Genomic DNA, 17,269 nt, shown 5'->3' on the forward strand with positions numbered 1-17,269 from the left:
TATATCTCCTCACGGTCGATGACCGCGCTCCAGTTCGCCGAGGCCATACGTGGCCATTGGGCCATCGAGAACTCCCTCCATTGGGTACTCGACGTCACCTTCAACGAGGATGCCGCCCGATCTCGAACCGGGCATGGACCAGCCAACATGGCCGTCGTCCGACACTTCGCCATCAACATGGTTCGAAGCCATAACGACAAGCGCAGTATCAAACTCAGACGAAACAAAGCAGGCAGAAACCCACAATACATGGCCGAAATCATCCGAGCATAACTGTTAACCCGGATTCAGAGCCGTGGTTTCGAGGTGCCGCAGCGCGTCCATGATGATGGCCGCCGCGGGCGCCTCGCGGACCTCGAGAACCTTTTCACCGGTTGAAATGTGTTCGAGCCCGACAAAGCGGCCGTGTCCGAATTTACCAACTGTTTTATTTAGGAGCGGGATTGTGTCGATCAGTGCAACGTCATGGTCATCAATTGACACGAGATTTCCGTCGATAAACCCCAGTTTGATCTCTACCGGCTGCTGCGCGGCAATGTTACGGGTCCAATCAAACGCCTCTTCCGGGATAGAAAAGTTCTCGGGATCGTCCAAAGGTCCAGACTCAAATTCCCGGCACCAGAGGTTTTCGTCCCCGCTCCACGTGCGATCCGTCACAAAAGTCAGTCCGAACTTGGAGAGGGCGGCGGCCTTCTGCTGCCGGCAAATCACCGAGCATTCATACGGACTGCCGAAGTTATCGGAGTCCACGCGATAGATTTCCGACGCGGTGAGCGACACAGCACCGTAACCTTTGGTCCTGATGGTCTGGGGTGCCTGAACAACCGCAATTTGCTTAGCACCCGAGGAAAAGAACTGACCTATCTGGGATTGGGTCCAATATTGCGCTCCTTGCCCTTTTGATGCGCCGCGAACAAAAGCGAGAATCCCATCCTCGGTGGATACGAGATTCCACATGCGGCTCTACCAGCTCGCAGTCCACACCATCAACGGCGTCGTCATGGCAGGCGAGACGCTGATGCTCGTCGTACCGGAGGCAGATGATCTGACCGTCGAAGCCCGGGTGGCCACCCGTGACATCGACCAGATCCACGTCGGGCAGTTGGTCGAGATCCGCTTCAGCGCCTTTAACCAGCGCACCACGCCCGACGTGGAGGCGGAGGTCGTGACGGTCGCTCCCGACCTCGTAACCGATGAGCGCACCGGGGCCACCTATTATCCGCTGCGCATCCACCCCAAACCGGAAAGCCTCGCCAAGCTCAAGGGCCTTTCGCTCTACCCCGGCATGCCCGCCGAGGTCTTCATCAAGATCGCCGACCGTACCGTCATCTCCTACCTGACAAAGCCGCTCACCGACCAGATGCAGCATGCGTTTCGGGAGGATTGAGCAGCGCGTGGCTGGAGCGGCGAGTAGGTATCGGCGAATGAGGTGGGCGCCTCGGGCGGGGCAGCGGTTTTTAAGAACGATGCGTTCCGGGGGAATGCTTCGTCGGCGTATGGGGGTTCGCAGCGCCTCACGTGCAGGCTGTGGCTCATATGTAATTGGGGTTAGGACAGGAGCAGTTCAAAATCCTGCGCTAAGGACGAATGGATCATGAACATCGGTTATTGGCCTCTGAGTAGCAACGGTACAGAAAACCTAAGCGATCGGGCGGTTTATGGTGAGGTCAATCCTTCTCTACTGTGCGTCCTCCAAACTGGTACCGGAAGTCTTGACCCCTGCAGAACGGTACAGCCGTAACTGCGCACAATCGAAGAGAGAGGAATCCCAAGATGCCGCATCCAAGCCAGACCGGAAAACCAAGCCAGACGAGCGACGACTGGTGGATTAACGACCAGACGCCCGACAACCCATATGGCAAGAGCGAGGATTATGAGTCCTTTATCGACCATCTTGGGTCATTGCCCAGTTGGCTGACGCCCGAGATCGCTGCGGGAACGGTGAGGATCAATCTCTACGAACTCAACAACCACCCGGAATACAAGGCCGCCGCGATCGGCGCCTTAGAGATGTGGGCGTCTGTCACACCCCTGAAATTCGAAATCATCGACGACGCGCCGTTCGACGGCACCACGGACCAGATTGAGGTTGTCAGCCCCGAACTTGGCGAGGAGGACGATGGCATGGCCTATTCGAACGGTCACCATGTCAGCATCGGCCAGGGTTTCGACGACAAGGAAGCCCACAAGACCGATGTCGGCGGCTATGTCTTCCAAGCCTTCATGCATGAATTCGGCCATCAATTCGGTCTGAATCATCCTGGAGACTACAATTACAGCGGTCCCGACGGCGCGAGCCGATCACCTATCGGAACGATGCGACCTGGATATATGATCGGTGGCAATACAGCGTCATGTCCTATTTCGATAGCAACGCTGTCGGCGAAACCAGCCTCTGGTTTGCGTCGACGCCGCTTATGGCCGACATCGAGGCCTTCATTCGCCGCCTTTTTTCAACCGTTGACGCGAATGGAGTGCGCACCTACCAGCACATCGACCTCAACACAGAGAACAATATCTACGGCTTCGGGAGCCCACAGCGTAGCTACCAGCTGACCTCCTCTGGCAAGCAGCATGACATCGGCTTCGCGATCCATGATACCGGCGGGACCGACACGATCGATTTCTCCGGCTCGACGGCGGGTACGATCCTCGACTTGCGCGCCGGACATTTCTCCAGCGTCAACGGTTGCAGCAACAATGTTTCGATCTTCGCTGGACACAACGCGGATGCGACCGACTATTACGTCGAGAACGGCATCGGCAGCAGCCATGACGATGTCCTGATCGGCAACGACGGCGCCAACGTCCTCGACGGCCGCGGCGGCGCCGACCGCATGGCTGGCAACGGCGGCGACGATATCTATTTCGTCGATTCCCCGGACGACGTCATTCACGAGAAGGCCAACGGCGGGAACGACACCGTCATCCTCCTGTCCAAGAACCTGAAAATTCCGCAAATCGCCAACGTCGAACACATCATCTACGCCGACGAATTGCCTGGCAACGATGGCAACATCCTCTGTGGCGGAGCTGGCGAGGACACGCTGACCGGCGGCGAGGGTCAGGATACATTCCGCTTCTCGCCTGAGCTTGGGAACGGTAATGTCGAGCGGATCAAGGACTTCAGGGTGATCAACGACATGATCCTGCTGGACAGTCTCGTCTTTGAGAGCGGCGGTGGAGACGGCGCTCTCGCCTTGGGCGCGTTCCACGGGAGCGCGGAGGGCATCGCTCATAACGCAGGCGACCGCATCATCTACAACACCGATAGCGGCGCCTTGTCATATGACGTCGACGGAGGCGGAGAGCTTGCGGCCATTCAGGTTGCGCAGCTGACCCCAAATCTGAGGCTTTCGGCAGCCGACTTCATTGTCATCTAACTCGATACCAGGAGGGGCGCTTGCAGGCGCCCCTTCCGATACTACATTTGCAGTGGTTTATCTTTTCGAGCCCTTAGCTGAGCGGCAATCTCGCTACCGCAGGGCCTTGCGAGGCAATCATGGAGAGTGTGCGATGAAGCACCGGACCGACCGCCGCACAGTATTACAGGCCGTTGGGGCTGCGGCTGTTGCGGCGGTCGCCGGACCAGTCGCTGCTCAATCGTCGGATATTCGCGGCACGGTCACGTTCGAGGGCGGCGCGGTGATACCGAAGGGTCGTCTTGAGATTTATCTCGAGGACCGTGCCATTCAAAATAATGCGCGACGTCGCGCCACGGAAACGCGCATCAGAAGCGACGGCGGGTCAAAGGCGATAGCCTTTTCCTTGTCCCTGCCCGCAAGCTCGGCTGCTTCGAGAACGCTGCAGATCGTCGCGCGCTTGGAGCGTGCGGATGGCCTGCTGGTGGCGCGCGGGAGCACCCAGCTCAAGGCGGCTTCGCCTGTCGACGTCACACTCAACATCGTGATGTATTAAGGGGGCAAGACCAATGACTGACGACAGAACTCGTCTCGAAAATCGATGTCGACAGGTGACCGCCTGACTCGCGCGTAGACACTGGCTAATAGCGGCAGGCTTTGCTCCACCAAACTGGCGCACCATCAAATCCCAGGTTGAGAGATCGATCTGCGGGTGAGGGCACCCAAGGGCTAGGGACTTTGGTTGTTCGGCCGCCTTTCAGAAGGGGCGTGTGAGCTGCTCATAGGTCCGCCGGTACAAGGCGTCGCCAAACAGCCGCAGGACAGCGTTCCGGATCGCACTCGAACCCGGCCTAAGTTTATCGCAAGCGCGCGATTTCTCCTGTACCCAGCAGACGCGACCAAATTTCAAGGGCGGCTACCCGCTTTCCGACGTCACGCGCAGAGCGCCTGCCCCATCTGGCCGGACCGATGCGTCACTCATTCTCGTCAGGTTGCTTCGAGCACCATGTTGAGGGGCGTCTGGGCTGCACGCCGGATATGAGTGAAGCCGCCTGAGCGGATCACCTCGGCCAATCGCCGCTCTCCAGCTTGCGCACCGAGCGCGAGCCCTGTCTCCTGGGCAAGCGAGGTCGGAACGCAGATCATCGTCGAGGCTGAGTAGTAGAGCCGTCCAACCGGATTGATATTCTCCTCCAGGGTATCTCCGGCCGTTGGTTCGACCACCATCCAGACCCCGCCTTTTTTTAACGCCTTTCGGATATGAGCCGCAGCGGCTTTCGGGTCGCCCATGTCGTGCAAACAGTCGAAGCAGGTGATCAAATCGAAATCTCCGCCGTCGAAATCCTGCGCCCGGCCAACCTCGAAGTGCAGGTTCGTCAACCCGTGTGCCTGGGCGTGCGCGATCGCAGCGGCAATCGAGCCTGCATGGAAGTCGTAGCCCACAAAGCGGGAATTGGGAAACGCCTGCGCCAGAAGGATCGTGGATAGCCCGTGCCCACATCCGACGTCCGCCACCTTCGCGCCCGTTTCCAATCTACCGATTACACCGTGGAGTGCCGGCAGCCAGTCCTGCACAAGGGAATTAATATAACCTGGGCGGAATAGTCGCGCGACGGCGCAGAACATGCAGCCAGCCTGATCTCCCCAGGCAACGCCTCGGCCGGTTTTGAAGGCGGACTGCACCTTCGGCTGGTTTTCGACCATCGCAGCAGCGATATCGAACGCGCCAACGAGATTGACCGCGCTGTCCGGCTCGGCAAACACGAAGGCCTGCTCCGGCGTCAGCGAGAACAATCCTCGCTCATGATGCACATAACCTGAGGCTGCCTGTGCCGCCAGCCACTCCCGCACATAACGAGGTGCGCATCCCGAGGCATCGGCAAGTTCGTCGGCCTTCACCGGCCCGACTGCCTTCAGCGTCCTGTATAGCCCGAGAGCATCTCCAATCCGTACCAGCGGCACGCTGAGCGCTCCGCCAAGGTCGTCAAGGACGCGGCTCACGAGTTCATTGAGCGTTGTTTCGTTGATTTCTGTCATGTGAAATTCCTCGTGATTTGTGGCGGCCTCATGCGCCGCTTGTGGTTCAAGGGGTCGGAAACAGATGAACTCGATGCCCTCGATTTCGGATGTATGCACCGCCTACGCTTTGCGTAGACGCTCATCTAGAACCTGCGCATCCCTCTAACTGCATGGCCTTCTCGCACGACAGTAACGCGTAGACGCTTGCGGTGCGCAAACTGGGCGGTTTAATCGCCATCCGTTTTCAGCGAATAATGCCGCCGATGGTACCTCCGTCGCGCTCTTGGGTTTAGCCCCCCGGCTTCTTCTGAGCACTACTCGTGCCAATCAGGTCGCCCCCGCAACCGTCCGAGATTGCGGATGTTTCATCGGGGGGGTGTAGGGTTGCGGACATGTCGTGTCGCAATCCGCCCCCGATCAGTGCCACGATGAAGAGGAAGTTTTGGGAGGGGCGACAACAAATGGGCGAAGACGGTATTAACGAACGCCCGGATCTCGATGCAAGCTGCGGGTCTGAAAGCCGAGGAACTGAGAATGGCCAACACTGATCTAATTCCGGCATCACTGCTCGCACGCAAGGCTGTCGTATGTCTGCGGCAGTCACAACCAGAGGTCATGTCTAACTTAGAATCATAAGCGGCCGAAGAATTCGTTTTTCTTTCCCAACCTGATTTCGCGATTCAAAGGTGCAGACGGACAGGCTGGTTGCGATTTCGCTCGCTGGGGCGACCAGCCACAATCCCCATCGGCCTCCCCAACGCGTGCACTGGGTTGGACGCCGGGCGATCAACGGCCAATATAAAGTTTGTAAGGCGCTTAAGAAAATGACTGCCCTCAGAGCTCGTATGTCGATCAGTCCCCGCACTTCGGCGTCAGTTCTTCAGCACCCATCGTGCCATGCACGACAGATTGCGTTTGAGAAAATTCTTCCGATAAGCCATCGCTCAAAACAGTAATTCAATCCATTTTGCTCGGAAGATTAGAACATCTTCGCCTTTCTAAAAGCTACTAAATATATAGGGTAAATTATCTAATCAATCGGGACTCGTGGTCATCATGAACATCCTCGCGCTGAGTGGCAATGTCAAAAGACCGTCCCGCACGGCGTCCTTGGTGAAGGTCGCCGCCGATCGCCTGCGGCAGCGCGTTGGTGGCCACGTGCAGTGCATCGAGCTTGTCGATGCAGCACCGGTGCTCTTTCGGGCGCTCAGAGCTGATCAGCTCGATACCGAGGGCAGGGCGGTCATTGCCGCGGTGGAAGGAGCCGATATCATCATCGCCGGATCACCCGTTTATCGGGCGTCCTACAGCGGCGCGCTGAAGCATCTGTTTGACCTTGTCGATCATCGAGCGCTGAGGGGCAAGCGCGTCGTCCTCGCCGCAACCGGCGGCACGCCGTTGCATGGCCTGATGCTTGAGCACCAATTGCGGCCGCTCTTCGGCTTCTTCAATGCGCTGACCGTCCCGACCTCGATCTATGCGCTTGAGGCCGACTTTACCGATCACGAGCTCAGGAATCCTGCCGTCCTCGAGCGCGTGGATCGAGCCGTCGAAGAGGTTTCTGAAATCACGCCGGCGCTCGACATCGGAGCGATCGCGGCCTCGGCAAAACACAGCGGATTGGCAGCTTAGCCATAGAACGAAATTCCAGAGGGAGCCTTACATGACTTTTTCCAATGCCTCAAACGATCCGGTCAAATTTGCCTATTGGGTGCCGAATGTCTCGGGAGGACTGGTGATTTCGAATATCGAACAGCGCACAAGCTGGACGATCGAATACAACAGAAAGCTTGCGCAGATCGCCGAAGCGAGCGGTTTCGACTATGCCCTAAGCCAGATCCGTTTCACGGCAGGCTATGGAGCGGAATTTCAGCATGAGTCCGTTTCGTTCAGTCAGGCCCTTCTTGAATCGACGACGACATTGAAGGTGATCGCAGCGATCCTGCCTGGTCCTTGGAATCCGGCCGTTGCCGCCAAGCAGATTGCCACCATCAATCACCTGACCAACGGGCGCGTCGCAGTCAATATTGTCAGCGGCTGGTTCCGCGGTGAATTTGCCGCCATTGGCGAGCACTGGCTTGATCATGACGAGCGCTATCGCCGCTCGGAGGAGTTCATCCGTGCGCTTCGCGGTATCTGGACCGAGGATAATTTCACCTTCCGCGGCGATTTCTATCGCTTCAACAATTATTCGCTGAAGCCGAAGCCGATCGATCCGCAGCCGGAAATCTTCCAGGGCGGCTCCTCACGCGCAGCTCGCGACATGGCGGCGCGTGTGTCGGACTGGTACTTCACCAACGGCAATACGCCGGCCGAGATCCGCAAGCAGGTTGACGACATCCAATCGAAGGCCAAGGAGAATGGCCATTCAGTGCGGATCGGGGTGAACGCCTTCGCAATCGTGCGCGAAACCGAGGAAGAAGCTAAGGCAGTGCTTGCCGAGATCATCGAGAAGGCCAATCCCGAGGCGGTCAATGCTTTCGGGCATGAAGTTAAGAACGCCGGCAAGGCGTCGCCGGAAGGCGAAGGAAACTGGGCGAAATCTTCTTTCGAAGACCTCGTTCAATATAATGATGGCTTCCGCTCGAACCTCATCGGCACGCCACGGCAGGTTGCCGAGCGGGTTGTGGCGCTGAAGCAGGCGGGTGCGGATCTGATTCTGCTGGGCTTCCTGCATTTCCAGGAGGAGGTCGAGTATTTCGGCAAGCATGTGATTCCGCTGGTTCGTGAGCTCGAAGAGGCCGCCAGCACGCAGCCAGTGGCGGCCGAATAGGCCTCGCTGCAGCAAAATACCTCGTAAAGTGAAACATGATGGGTGCGTGGGCCGATTGGTCCACGCCGACGGGATTGGCGTGCCATGTTCAAGCCGCGCCCGAGCCGAATGGAGGACACTGAATGCCTGCCGCGACCTATTCCCTTGACGTGCTGGATCCCGGTACGCTGCGGGACTCCGGCGACCAGATTGCCCGCGCGTTGCCACCGGGCAAGACCGGCGGCATCCCGCAGCATGACGAAGAGACCCATGCTCTCTCTTTGCATGGCATCAGCCTGTCATTCGGTGGCGTCGCTGCCTTGGTCAATGTAGACCTTTCTGTTGAGCCGGGGGAGATCCGGGCGATTATCGGTCCAAATGGCGCAGGCAAGAGTTCGCTGATCAACGTCATCAGCGGTGTCTATCGCTCGAACCATGGCCATGTTCGTATCGGCTCCAACACCTATCGTCATGTGCCGACGGAGCGATTGGCATCGCTTGGCGTTGCGCGCACGTTCCAGAACCTCGCCTTGTTCAAGGGCTTGAGTGTCACTGATAACGTCATCGCCGGTCGAGCCTATACCGTGCGCTCGACCTTTGCCGAACAGATCCTCGGGCTTGGCCGCGCGCGCCGCGAAGAGGCGGATGCACGCGAGCGGGCGGCCCGTATTCTCGAGTTCCTGCATCTGGGCCAGGTCAGTCATCGTCTCGTAGGCACGCTGCCCTACGGACTGCAAAAACGCGTCGAGCTCGCCCGCGCGCTGGTGGCGGAACCGAAGATCCTGCTTTTGGACGAGCCCATGGCGGGAATGACGGCGAGCGAAAAGAACGACATGGCCGACTTCATCCGGTCTGCCCGAGATCTGTATGACACGACGGTGATCCTCATCGAACACGACATCGGCGTGGTCATGCAGCTTTCCGACCGGATCGCGGTCCTCGATTACGGCCGCAAGATCGCCGACGGCAGCCCGGACGAAATTCGTGCCGACGAGCGCGTCATCGACGCCTATCTCGGCGTCGTTGCGGAAAACGAGGATGGGGAGGGCATCTGATGGCAGATTTCGACTGGCCGTTTCTGATCGAAGTGCTGGTTGGCGGCCTGCTGTCGGGCGTTATGTATTCGCTCGTCGCAATCGGTTTCGTGCTGATCTACAAGACGTCGGGCGTGCTTAATTTCGCTCAAGGGGCAATGTTGCTGTTTGCCGCGCTGACCTTTGTCAGCCTTCTTGAGCGTGGCGTTCCCTTTGCCTTGGCGCTCGTCATTACATTCGCTGTCATGGTGCTGATCGGCATTGCCATCGAGCGTACCGTGCTGCGACCATTGACCAACAAGCCGCCGATTACGCTTTTCATGGCGACGCTCGGGCTCTCCTATATCATCGAGGGGGCGGCTCAACTCATCTGGGGCACGCAGGTCCACGGTCTGGAGCTCGGGATCGAGGATGTTCCATTCGACATTGGCGGCGTGTTCATCAGCCAGTTCGATCTTTTTGCGGCGGCAGTCGCTGCTGCGATGGTGGCGGCGCTGTCCGCCTTCTTCCGCTACACCCGAATTGGGCTGGCATGCCGGGCTGTAGCGGACGATCAGTTCGCTGCGCTTGCAGTCGGACTGAAACTGCCCTGGATTTGGGCAACGGTCTGGGCGGCTGCCGGTGTCGTGGCGCTGGTGGCTGGCCTGCTATGGGGCGCGCGGCTCGGCGTGCAGTTCTCCCTGTCGCTGGTGGTGCTGAAAGCGCTGCCCGTTCTCGTGCTTGGCGGCTTTGATTCCATTCTGGGTGCGATCGTCGGCGGCCTGCTAATCGGCGCGACAGAGAAGCTCGCGGAAGTCTATATCGGCGAATATTTCGGCGGCGGCATCGAAGGTTGGATTGCCTATGTCGCAGCACTCGCCTTCCTGCTCATCCGCCCCTCCGGCCTGTTTGGGCAAAAGCTCGTGGAAAGGGTCTGATATGGCCGTCGTTACCACCGATCATCATCCCACACGGCTTTTCAGCCGCTGGATGACGCCGATTGCCATCCTTGCCGGCGCCTATCTCGTGGTTCCCTTTGTCGGTTCGACCTATTTGTTCGAGGCGATCCTTTTGCCGTTCCTGGCGCTCAGCCTTGCCGGCGTCGGGCTGAATCTGCTTACCGGCTATGCAGGCCAGGTCTCGCTCGGAAGCGCCGCCTTCATGGCCGTCGGTGCCTTTGCTGCTTACAATTTCAATCTGCGCGTCGATGGCCTGCCGTTGATCGTCAGCATCCTGCTGGCCGGCCTTATGGCGGCGGTGATCGGCATCGTCTTCGGCCTGCCGAGCCTCAGATTGAAGGGCTTTTATCTTGCGGTGTCGACGCTCGCCGCGCAGTTCTTCGTGCAGTGGGCTCTCACCAAGTTTAGCTGGTTTTCAAACGACTCTGCCTCCGGGGTCATTGATGCGCCGCCTCTGACGCTTGCGGGCGTCGAGTTTACGGGCCCGGCAGGTCGCTATCTCTTTTCACTTACGATCGTGGTGGTGCTGACCTTCCTGGCGCATCGGCTGACGACCTCTCAAACCGGGCGCAACTTCATCGCCGTTCGGGACAATGAGATCGCGGCGCGCATCATCGGCGTGCCCGTACTGAGAACCAAGTTGCTGGCCTTTGCGATCTCCTCTTTCATCATCGCGGTTGCGGGAGCGCTTTGGGCCTTTGCTTACCTGAGGACCGTCGAGCCGGCCGGCTTCAATCTCGACCGATCGTTCCAGATCCTTTTCATCATCATCATCGGCGGGCTTGCCTCGACGCGGGGCGCCTTTCTCGGCGCCGCCCTGATCGTCGTCTTCCCGCTCGTGCTATCTCGATTGGGCTCGTTCCTGCTCGGTGATGTTTTCGATTCCGGCGTGCTCGACATGAGCCAGCGCATCGTGCTCGGCGCCTTGATCATTCTGTTTCTGATCCTGGAACCGGACGGGCTTTCCTCGCTTTGGGGCAAGATCCGAAGGCGGTTGGGCTCTGCCATCGACAGGCCGGCCTGACCAAGCCGGGGCACAAGCTCCGCAAACATCAAACCCATCGCTCATTCAACCCAGTTCCGGCCATCACACCGGACAATACCCGGAGTGTATCCAAACATGACCATGCTTGCGAAATTGAAGGCCGCTGTCATTGCGGCTGGACTAGCCGTCTCGGCCGCGATACCGGCCGCCCATGCCGATGAACAATATTTCCCGCTGCAGAGCTATCGCGTCGGGCCCTATGCGGCCGGCGGCACAGGTTTCTTCGGTGGTTTTATCGATTATCTGAACCTCATCAACACGCGGAATGGCGGCGTCAACGGCGTCAAGCTCACCTGGTCGGAAGCGGAAACGCAATACGAGGTTGAACGCGGCGTCGAGGCCTACGAGCGTCTCAAGAGCAATCCGAATATTGCCGCCTGGAACCCGCTTTCCGTCGGTATCGCCTATGCCATGATCGACCGCATCACGCAGGACAAGGTGCCGTTGATCACCATCAACCATGGTCGCACGGATTCCACTGATGGCCGCGTTTTCCCCTATGTCTTTCCGCTGCTGCTCAATCCCTATAGCGAGACCTCGGGCATCGTGAACTACATCGCCTCGAAGCTCGGCGGTCTCGACAAGCTGAAGGGCAAGAAGATCGTCGTGCTCTATCACGGCTCGCCCTACGGCAAGGAAACGATCCCGATCTATGAACTCCTGTCGCAGAAATATGGCTTCGAACTGCAGCAGATCGAAGTGCCGCATCCGGGCAACGAGCAACAGGCACAATGGCTGACGATCCGCCGCGCCAAGCCGGATTACGTCGTGCTGCGCGGCTGGGGTGTCATGAACCCGGTCGCCCTGAAAACCGCGGCCAAGACCGGTTTTCCTGCCGACCATATCATCGGCAACGTCTGGTCTAACTCGGAAGAGGACGTGATCCCGGCAGGCGACGCCGCGAAGGGATATACCGCCATCACGACCCAAGCCTCCGGCACGGAATATCCGATCGTCCAGGAGATCGTGAAGACGCTCTATGACAACGGCAAGGGCAATCTGGAAGACAAGAAGCGCATCGGCTCCGTCTACCACAATCTCGGTATCGTCAACGGTATCCTGAACGTCGAGGCGATCCGTATTGCCCAGGAAAAGTTCGGACATCGGACTCTGACGGGCGACGAGGTCCGCTGGGGCTTCGAGCACCTGCAGCTTGATCCGGCTCGCGTCGAGGCGCTCGGCGCCAAGGGCCTGTTCCATTCCATCAACGTCACCTGGGACAATCACGAGGGCAACGGCTACGTGACCTTCCAGCAGTGGGACGGCAAGAAGTGGAACGTCGTATCCGATTGGATTGCGCCGGACTGGGCTCTGTTGAGGCCGATCATCGAGAAATCCTCGGAAGCCTACGCCAAGGAAAAGGGCATCAAGTTGCGCACGTCTGAAGACGCACAGGCCGTGACGAACTGAGCCCCGGTGGCTGGGCATCGACAGCGCGGCCCTGCTGCTTTCTGCCGGTGCCCGGCTCGCATACGAAACCACACTGAGATTGGGTGGACCATGGCTGGAAAAGACGTTCTGCTGAGCGTGGACGGGATCAAAGCGACCTACAATGGAGCAATCACGGCGCTTCACGGTGTCAGCTTCACATTGCGCCGCGGCGAGATTCTGGCGCTGCTGGGTGCCAATGGCGCCGGCAAGACGACGACGCTCAAGGCGATTTCGAATCTGCTTCCGGCCGAGCGCGGCGAGATTACCGCTGGAGGCGTCTTATACGAGGGCCGTGACGTTACAACGGCAACGCCGGCCGAATTGGTGCGCGCCGGTCTCGTGCAGGTCCTTGAGGGCCGGCATTGCTTCCGCAATTTGACCATCGAGGAAAATCTCATTTCCGGCGGTCTCAGACGGAGCGGCTCGCGCGCTGAGATCGCCGCGGATCTGGAGAGAATCTACACGATTTTCCCCCGGCTGAAGGAGAAGCGCCGTGCATTGGCCGGCCTCGCCTCGGGTGGTGAACAGCAAATGGCGGCGATCGGCCGTGCATTGATGTCACGTCCAAAGCTGCTGGTGCTCGACGAGCCGTCCATGGGGCTGGCGCCGATCGTCGTGCAGGACATTTTCCGGACGCTGCGGCGGCTGAATGTTGAAAGCGGTCTTTCCATTCTCGTCGCCGAACAGAATTCGGCGATCGCCCTGCGTTATGCCGACCGCGCGACAGTTCTCGAAAACGGCACCGCCGTTCTTTCGGGAGATGCGGCCGAGTTGCGCGGGCGCGACGACGTCAAAGCATTTTATCTCGGTCAGAAATCGACACCCGCACCCACACCCGCCGCAACAAACCTCCCACCGGCCTGATCGGCCGCCATCCTCAAAAGGAGAAACCATCATGACGCTCTCACAGGTCAATACCGAAAATGCCGCCAAGGCCGTACCGGCGGTTCCTCGCCCGGCCGAGCCTGCCCATGTCATCAAGGACGATGCCGAGGCAATCGCCGTTGCACGGCGGCTTGCGACCGAATTCGTGAAGGACTCGGCCAAGCGCGACCGCGAACGCATTTGGCCTGCAGCCGAGCTGGACGCCTTTTCGCAAAGCGGCCTATGGTCTATCAATGTGCCAAAAGCCTTCGGCGGGCCGGAGGTTTCGTACGCAACGCTCGCAAAGGTCATCGAGATCATATCGGCAGCGGATTCCTCGATCGGCCAGATCGCCCAGAACCATCTGGGCGTCGTTGCTGCCATCCGGACCGTATCGGATCCCGCCCAACAGAAACTTCTGTTTGCCGAGGTGCTGAAGGGCACCCGCTTCGGCAACGCTTTTTCGGAATTCGGTTCCAAACGAGCGGTCGATTTCGAGACGCGCTTCACCGATGCCGGCGACCACGTCGTCGTCAACGGGCGCAAGTTCTACTCCTCCGGCGCACTGCTCGCGCATCTGGTGCCGATTGTCGCGCTCGATGACGAGGGGCGGGCCTGGTATGCGATTGCCGAGCGCGATGCGCCAGGGCTGACTGTCATCGATGACTGGTCCTCGTTCGGGCAGCGAACGACGCTCTCCGGCACCGTGCTGCTCGACAACGTCAAGGTGCCGAAGACCCATCTCGTGCCCGGATACAAGGGCTATGAAGTGCCGACCGCCGATGGCGCCATATTCCAGATCATCCAGGTTGCCGTCGACACGGGTATCGCACAGGCCGCCATTGACGAGACGGTCGCCTTCGTGCGCACCAAGAGCCGGGCGTGGGTGGATAGCGGCCAGGATCACGCCTGGGAGGATCCCTATACAATCCAGGCCGTCGGCGACCTGACGCTGCGCCTGCATGCCGCGCAAGCGCTTCTGGAAAAAGCCGGCTATGCAATCGACCGCGCCGTGCTGAACCCCAATGCGGAGACGGTCGCCGAAGCGCAGATCGTAACGGCTGAGGCCAAGATCCTGTCGACCGAAATCGCAATTGCGGCGACCAATAAGCTGTTTGAACTGGCAGGCACCCGCTCAACGCTTGCCGAGCACAATCTCGATCGCCATTGGCGCAATGCGCGCACCCATACGCTCCATGACCCTGTGCGCTGGAAATACGCCATTCTCGGAAGGTATTTCCTGAATGGCGAAAAGCCCCCGCTGCATGCGTGGAGTTGACGACGGTCCGAAGAGGTCTCCCGCGTCGTAGCGGTGTGGGAGACCTCAAGGCTCGTGGCAAAGCAAGCCTGAAACAAATACGGCGGCCTCTCCCAAACACATGGCGGAGGCGCAGAGCAGGCTGATGATGAGGGGAGCCGCCGTCAAAGGTCGCGTCTACCGACATCAATTATCGAAGCTTCAAGAACAGCGGAGACGTCCAAATTCGGGATTGATCCCGCTGACGCGCCGTGAGGAACAACGGGTGTTCTCGTCCCGGATCGAGTTCAAGTTTGTGCAACGAAATCTCGCCCGCAAGATCTCTTGGTAGCGGTTGGTCTGTAACCGTTTCCACGATCAGACGCAGCTCGACGCCCGGCAGATTGAGTGTGATCGAGCCCTTTGCAATCAGATCTTTCCCACTGACTTCCAGCCTTGCTTCGGGGGCATGCACATGCGGTGGTGGCTGAAGCGGGTCGCCGATCTTGCTATAGCCGTGGAGTTTGGCGTCGATAGTAATGTGAGCGTCGTTTAGGTCCGAAAGCGTGAGCTCAATTCCGTCAATATCGCCGTGCGTTGCCGTTCTAAAGCCGAGCTTGCCGAGGCCGGTGCGCCACACGCTCTGTTCAGGATGGTCAAAGCCGACCCCATACAGATCAAGGAGCGCCGCGCCGGTCACGGCGACGTCGCCGCTCCAATAAGCTGCCCGATAGCGATCCTTGATGCGGGCGCCACCGAAGCGGATACGGACGTTGCGTTCGCTGAGGCCAGCCTCCGCATGCAGATCGCGGCTCCACACGAGGCGATCGCCATCATAGAGTTGAACCTCTTCCCAGCCGGCATGGCCGAGCAGACGGTAGGAGAGCGGCTCGTCAGGTTCCGCGTTGAACGCCTCGCCCATGAAATGCTTTCCCTGGGACAGAACAGCGAAACTCCGCTCGCCTGTCGTGGCGAAGGTGCGCCGTGCCCTGAGTGCGCTGCCGACGCCGGCCCTGTCGAAACGGTCTGCGATGACGCCCGTCAACCCGCCGCGCGAACCGAAAGTTCCGGTTGCCGGCGCGCCGCCGCCGCATCGGCCTTGGTGCTCGTCGCTCGCGGCCGAGGCGCCGACCCTGTATCCGCGTGCGAGCGCCTCGGTGTAGAGCCAGTGAAATTGCCCCCAGGCGGAACCGATCTCGATGAGCCTTTCCAGCTCCGGATGGTTCCAATCCAGAATACAGCGCCGGCCGCCCACATGCGGGATCAGCAAATGGCCCTCCGGATCGTCCTCATAGGCGGCATGGAGCCGGTCTACTGGCCACACGCCGGGTCGGATCGTTCCGGCCGTCGTCTCATTCCATTCGAAAGAGCGGAGGGACTGCCCTTTTTCATCAAAGGGGAAGCGCGGCTTGCCATCACGAAGGAAGACGACGTTGCGGTCGCCGCCGGCTGCAGAGTTGCCGCACCATTCTGTTCCCGGATAGCAGACGAAGCGGCCGGGCTCGTTGAGGCCATGGATAATTTCCACGGCCTTGTTCCAATTCGCTTCGGTGATGTTGAAGTCGTTGACGGTGTAGCCCACTACGTCAAGCCCGGCGATGTCTCGTCCGTAGGTGAGATTGTAAGTCGCGTCGTTGGTTCCGACAGTGTCGTCGGAGTGAACGTGCAGATCCGCGTAGAGAGGACGCAATGCGCCTTCTTCACTCTGGACATAGGCGATGGCCGCTGCGACAAAGGGTTCGCCGTCGAGCCATGCTTCCAGTTTCCACTCGCCGGCTTCGGTGAAGGAAAGCCCGGAAATCCGCGCGAATGTCCAGTCCTCCGCGGCTAGCGCGATCGGCTCTGTGCGTTGGGTCGCGTCTGGAGCGGTGATCACGAGCGTGCCCCGCAAATTGCGATCGCGGCAGGTGTTTCCCCATATGTCGTCGACGCGCACAATCGCATCGAAGGATTGGCCGAGGCCAACAAGGCGCGGCGCAATGACCTGAAGGGCGTGGGGCTGGCCGGCCAGGATTTCGAGCTTGCAGTCGCCCGGCACTTCGGCAAATTTCGAGCTGCCCAGCGGATCTATGAACAGCCGGAATCGGAAGGCCTTTTCCACGAACGTCTGCACCCGCGTGCCGGCGCCGCCCTGTCGTCGATCTCCAAGGCGGATGACGATCCTGTCGCCGGGATTGATGTAGCCATCGACGACATCGACGATAACGGCCTTCTGGAAAGGACGCTCGTGTCCCTTCTGATCGAAACGCACCTTCAGCGCCTGCACAGTTGCCGGACTCTGGCCAGGAGCCAGTGGCCCGGCGTGATATTCGGCGGAAACGTAGTTGGCGCCAGTCGGGTCCGTTGTCTGAAACAGTGCCCAATCGGAATAGAACTTGAAGGCGAGCTTCAGCCATGCCCCATCGGCAAGACCGACAGCGCCGACTTCATAGACGAGTTCCAGTTCGGTCCACTCGCCCGCGGTCAGCGTCTGTCTTTGACAGGTGAGACGGCCGAGGAAGGGGAGGGTGTCGAAATAGGCGGCAAGGCCCGTCGGGGAATGGGCGGTGGCCTCGGATGCCTTGTGCTGCAAAGTCTCTGTCATGGG

At 59.5% G+C, this 17,269-nt stretch carries 13 protein-coding genes and 2 pseudogenes; 12 read left to right on the forward strand and 3 right to left on the reverse strand.

The genetic code is table 11. The features are described 5' to 3' along the window. A partial coding sequence (locus tag PH547_RS21570; protein ID WP_285169429.1) for an ISAs1 family transposase occupies positions 1-273 on the forward strand: 273 nt, incomplete at its 5' end. A 3-nt stretch (positions 274-276) separates the two neighbouring features. On the opposite strand, the gene PH547_RS21575 is transcribed toward PH547_RS21570, so the two are convergent. Continuing rightward, positions 277-957, reverse strand: coding sequence for an argininosuccinate synthase domain-containing protein (locus PH547_RS21575; protein WP_004119915.1), 681 nt, complete (start codon positions 955-957; stop codon positions 277-279). A gap of 1 nt (position 958) precedes the next feature. On the opposite strand from PH547_RS21575, the pseudogene PH547_RS21580 reads away from it, so the two are divergent. The 3 genes and pseudogenes from PH547_RS21580 to PH547_RS21595 all read left to right on the forward strand — a co-directional run. Continuing rightward, positions 959-1,387 (forward strand): annotated as a pseudogene (locus PH547_RS21580) (beta-barrel domain-containing protein); the annotation flags it as partial. A gap of 386 nt (positions 1,388-1,773) precedes the next feature. Next, positions 1,774-3,191: pseudogene (locus PH547_RS33850) on the forward strand (M10 family metallopeptidase C-terminal domain-containing protein); the annotation flags it as partial. 325 nt (positions 3,192-3,516) lie between these two features. Then, complete coding sequence (locus tag PH547_RS21595) at positions 3,517-3,918, forward strand: twin-arginine translocation signal domain-containing protein (protein WP_004119921.1); 402 nt, start codon at positions 3,517-3,519, stop codon at positions 3,916-3,918. A 431-nt stretch (positions 3,919-4,349) separates the two neighbouring features. Here the strand turns inward: PH547_RS21595 and PH547_RS21600 are convergent, their stop codons facing one another. Next, positions 4,350-5,399 carry a class I SAM-dependent methyltransferase gene (locus tag PH547_RS21600; RefSeq protein WP_065091790.1) on the reverse strand — a complete coding sequence of 350 codons (1,050 nt, stop codon included), beginning with the start codon at positions 5,397-5,399 and terminating at the stop codon, positions 4,350-4,352. Between the two features lie 1,038 nt (positions 5,400-6,437). Here PH547_RS21600 and msuE point away from each other — a divergent pair. From msuE to PH547_RS21640, 8 genes are all read left to right on the forward strand, one after another. Beyond that, positions 6,438-7,013 (forward strand): FMN reductase, encoded by a 576-nt coding sequence (msuE, locus tag PH547_RS21605; RefSeq protein WP_065091786.1) that lies wholly within the window; start codon positions 6,438-6,440, stop codon positions 7,011-7,013. A gap of 31 nt (positions 7,014-7,044) precedes the next feature. Next, positions 7,045-8,154 carry a dimethylsulfone monooxygenase SfnG gene (sfnG, locus tag PH547_RS21610; RefSeq protein ID WP_004119927.1) on the forward strand — a complete coding sequence of 370 codons (1,110 nt, stop codon included), beginning with the start codon at positions 7,045-7,047 and terminating at the stop codon, positions 8,152-8,154. 122 nt (positions 8,155-8,276) lie between these two features. Continuing rightward, positions 8,277-9,188, forward strand: a complete 912-nt coding sequence (locus PH547_RS21615) for an ABC transporter ATP-binding protein (protein ID WP_065091785.1) — start codon at positions 8,277-8,279, stop codon at positions 9,186-9,188. Beyond that, positions 9,188-10,084, forward strand: a complete 897-nt coding sequence (locus PH547_RS21620) for a branched-chain amino acid ABC transporter permease (protein WP_004119933.1) — start codon at positions 9,188-9,190, stop codon at positions 10,082-10,084. The genes PH547_RS21615 and PH547_RS21620 overlap by 1 nt, the downstream gene beginning before the upstream one ends. Position 10,085: 1 nt before the next feature. Beyond that, on the forward strand, positions 10,086-11,129 hold the full coding sequence (locus PH547_RS21625) for a branched-chain amino acid ABC transporter permease (protein ID WP_004119936.1): 1,044 nt from the start codon (positions 10,086-10,088) through the stop codon (positions 11,127-11,129). 96 nt (positions 11,130-11,225) lie between these two features. After that, a complete protein-coding gene (locus tag PH547_RS21630) occupies positions 11,226-12,560 on the forward strand; it encodes an ABC transporter substrate-binding protein (RefSeq protein WP_004119939.1) in 1,335 nt (444 codons plus the stop codon). A 90-nt stretch (positions 12,561-12,650) separates the two neighbouring features. Then, positions 12,651-13,445 carry an ABC transporter ATP-binding protein gene (locus PH547_RS21635; RefSeq protein ID WP_285169430.1) on the forward strand — a complete coding sequence of 265 codons (795 nt, stop codon included), beginning with the start codon at positions 12,651-12,653 and terminating at the stop codon, positions 13,443-13,445. Positions 13,446-13,476: 31 nt separating this feature from the next. Then, complete coding sequence (locus tag PH547_RS21640; protein ID WP_285169431.1) at positions 13,477-14,724, forward strand: SfnB family sulfur acquisition oxidoreductase; 1,248 nt, start codon at positions 13,477-13,479, stop codon at positions 14,722-14,724. Positions 14,725-14,893: 169 nt separating this feature from the next. Here the strand turns inward: PH547_RS21640 and PH547_RS21645 are convergent, their stop codons facing one another. Further along, on the reverse strand, positions 14,894-17,266 hold the full coding sequence (locus tag PH547_RS21645; protein ID WP_285169432.1) for a hypothetical protein: 2,373 nt from the start codon (positions 17,264-17,266) through the stop codon (positions 14,894-14,896). Positions 17,267-17,269: the final 3 nt, after the last annotated feature.

Origin of the sequence: Rhizobium cerradonense, from assembly GCF_030182455.1 — a bacterium.
Classification (GTDB): domain Bacteria; phylum Pseudomonadota; class Alphaproteobacteria; order Rhizobiales; family Rhizobiaceae; genus Rhizobium.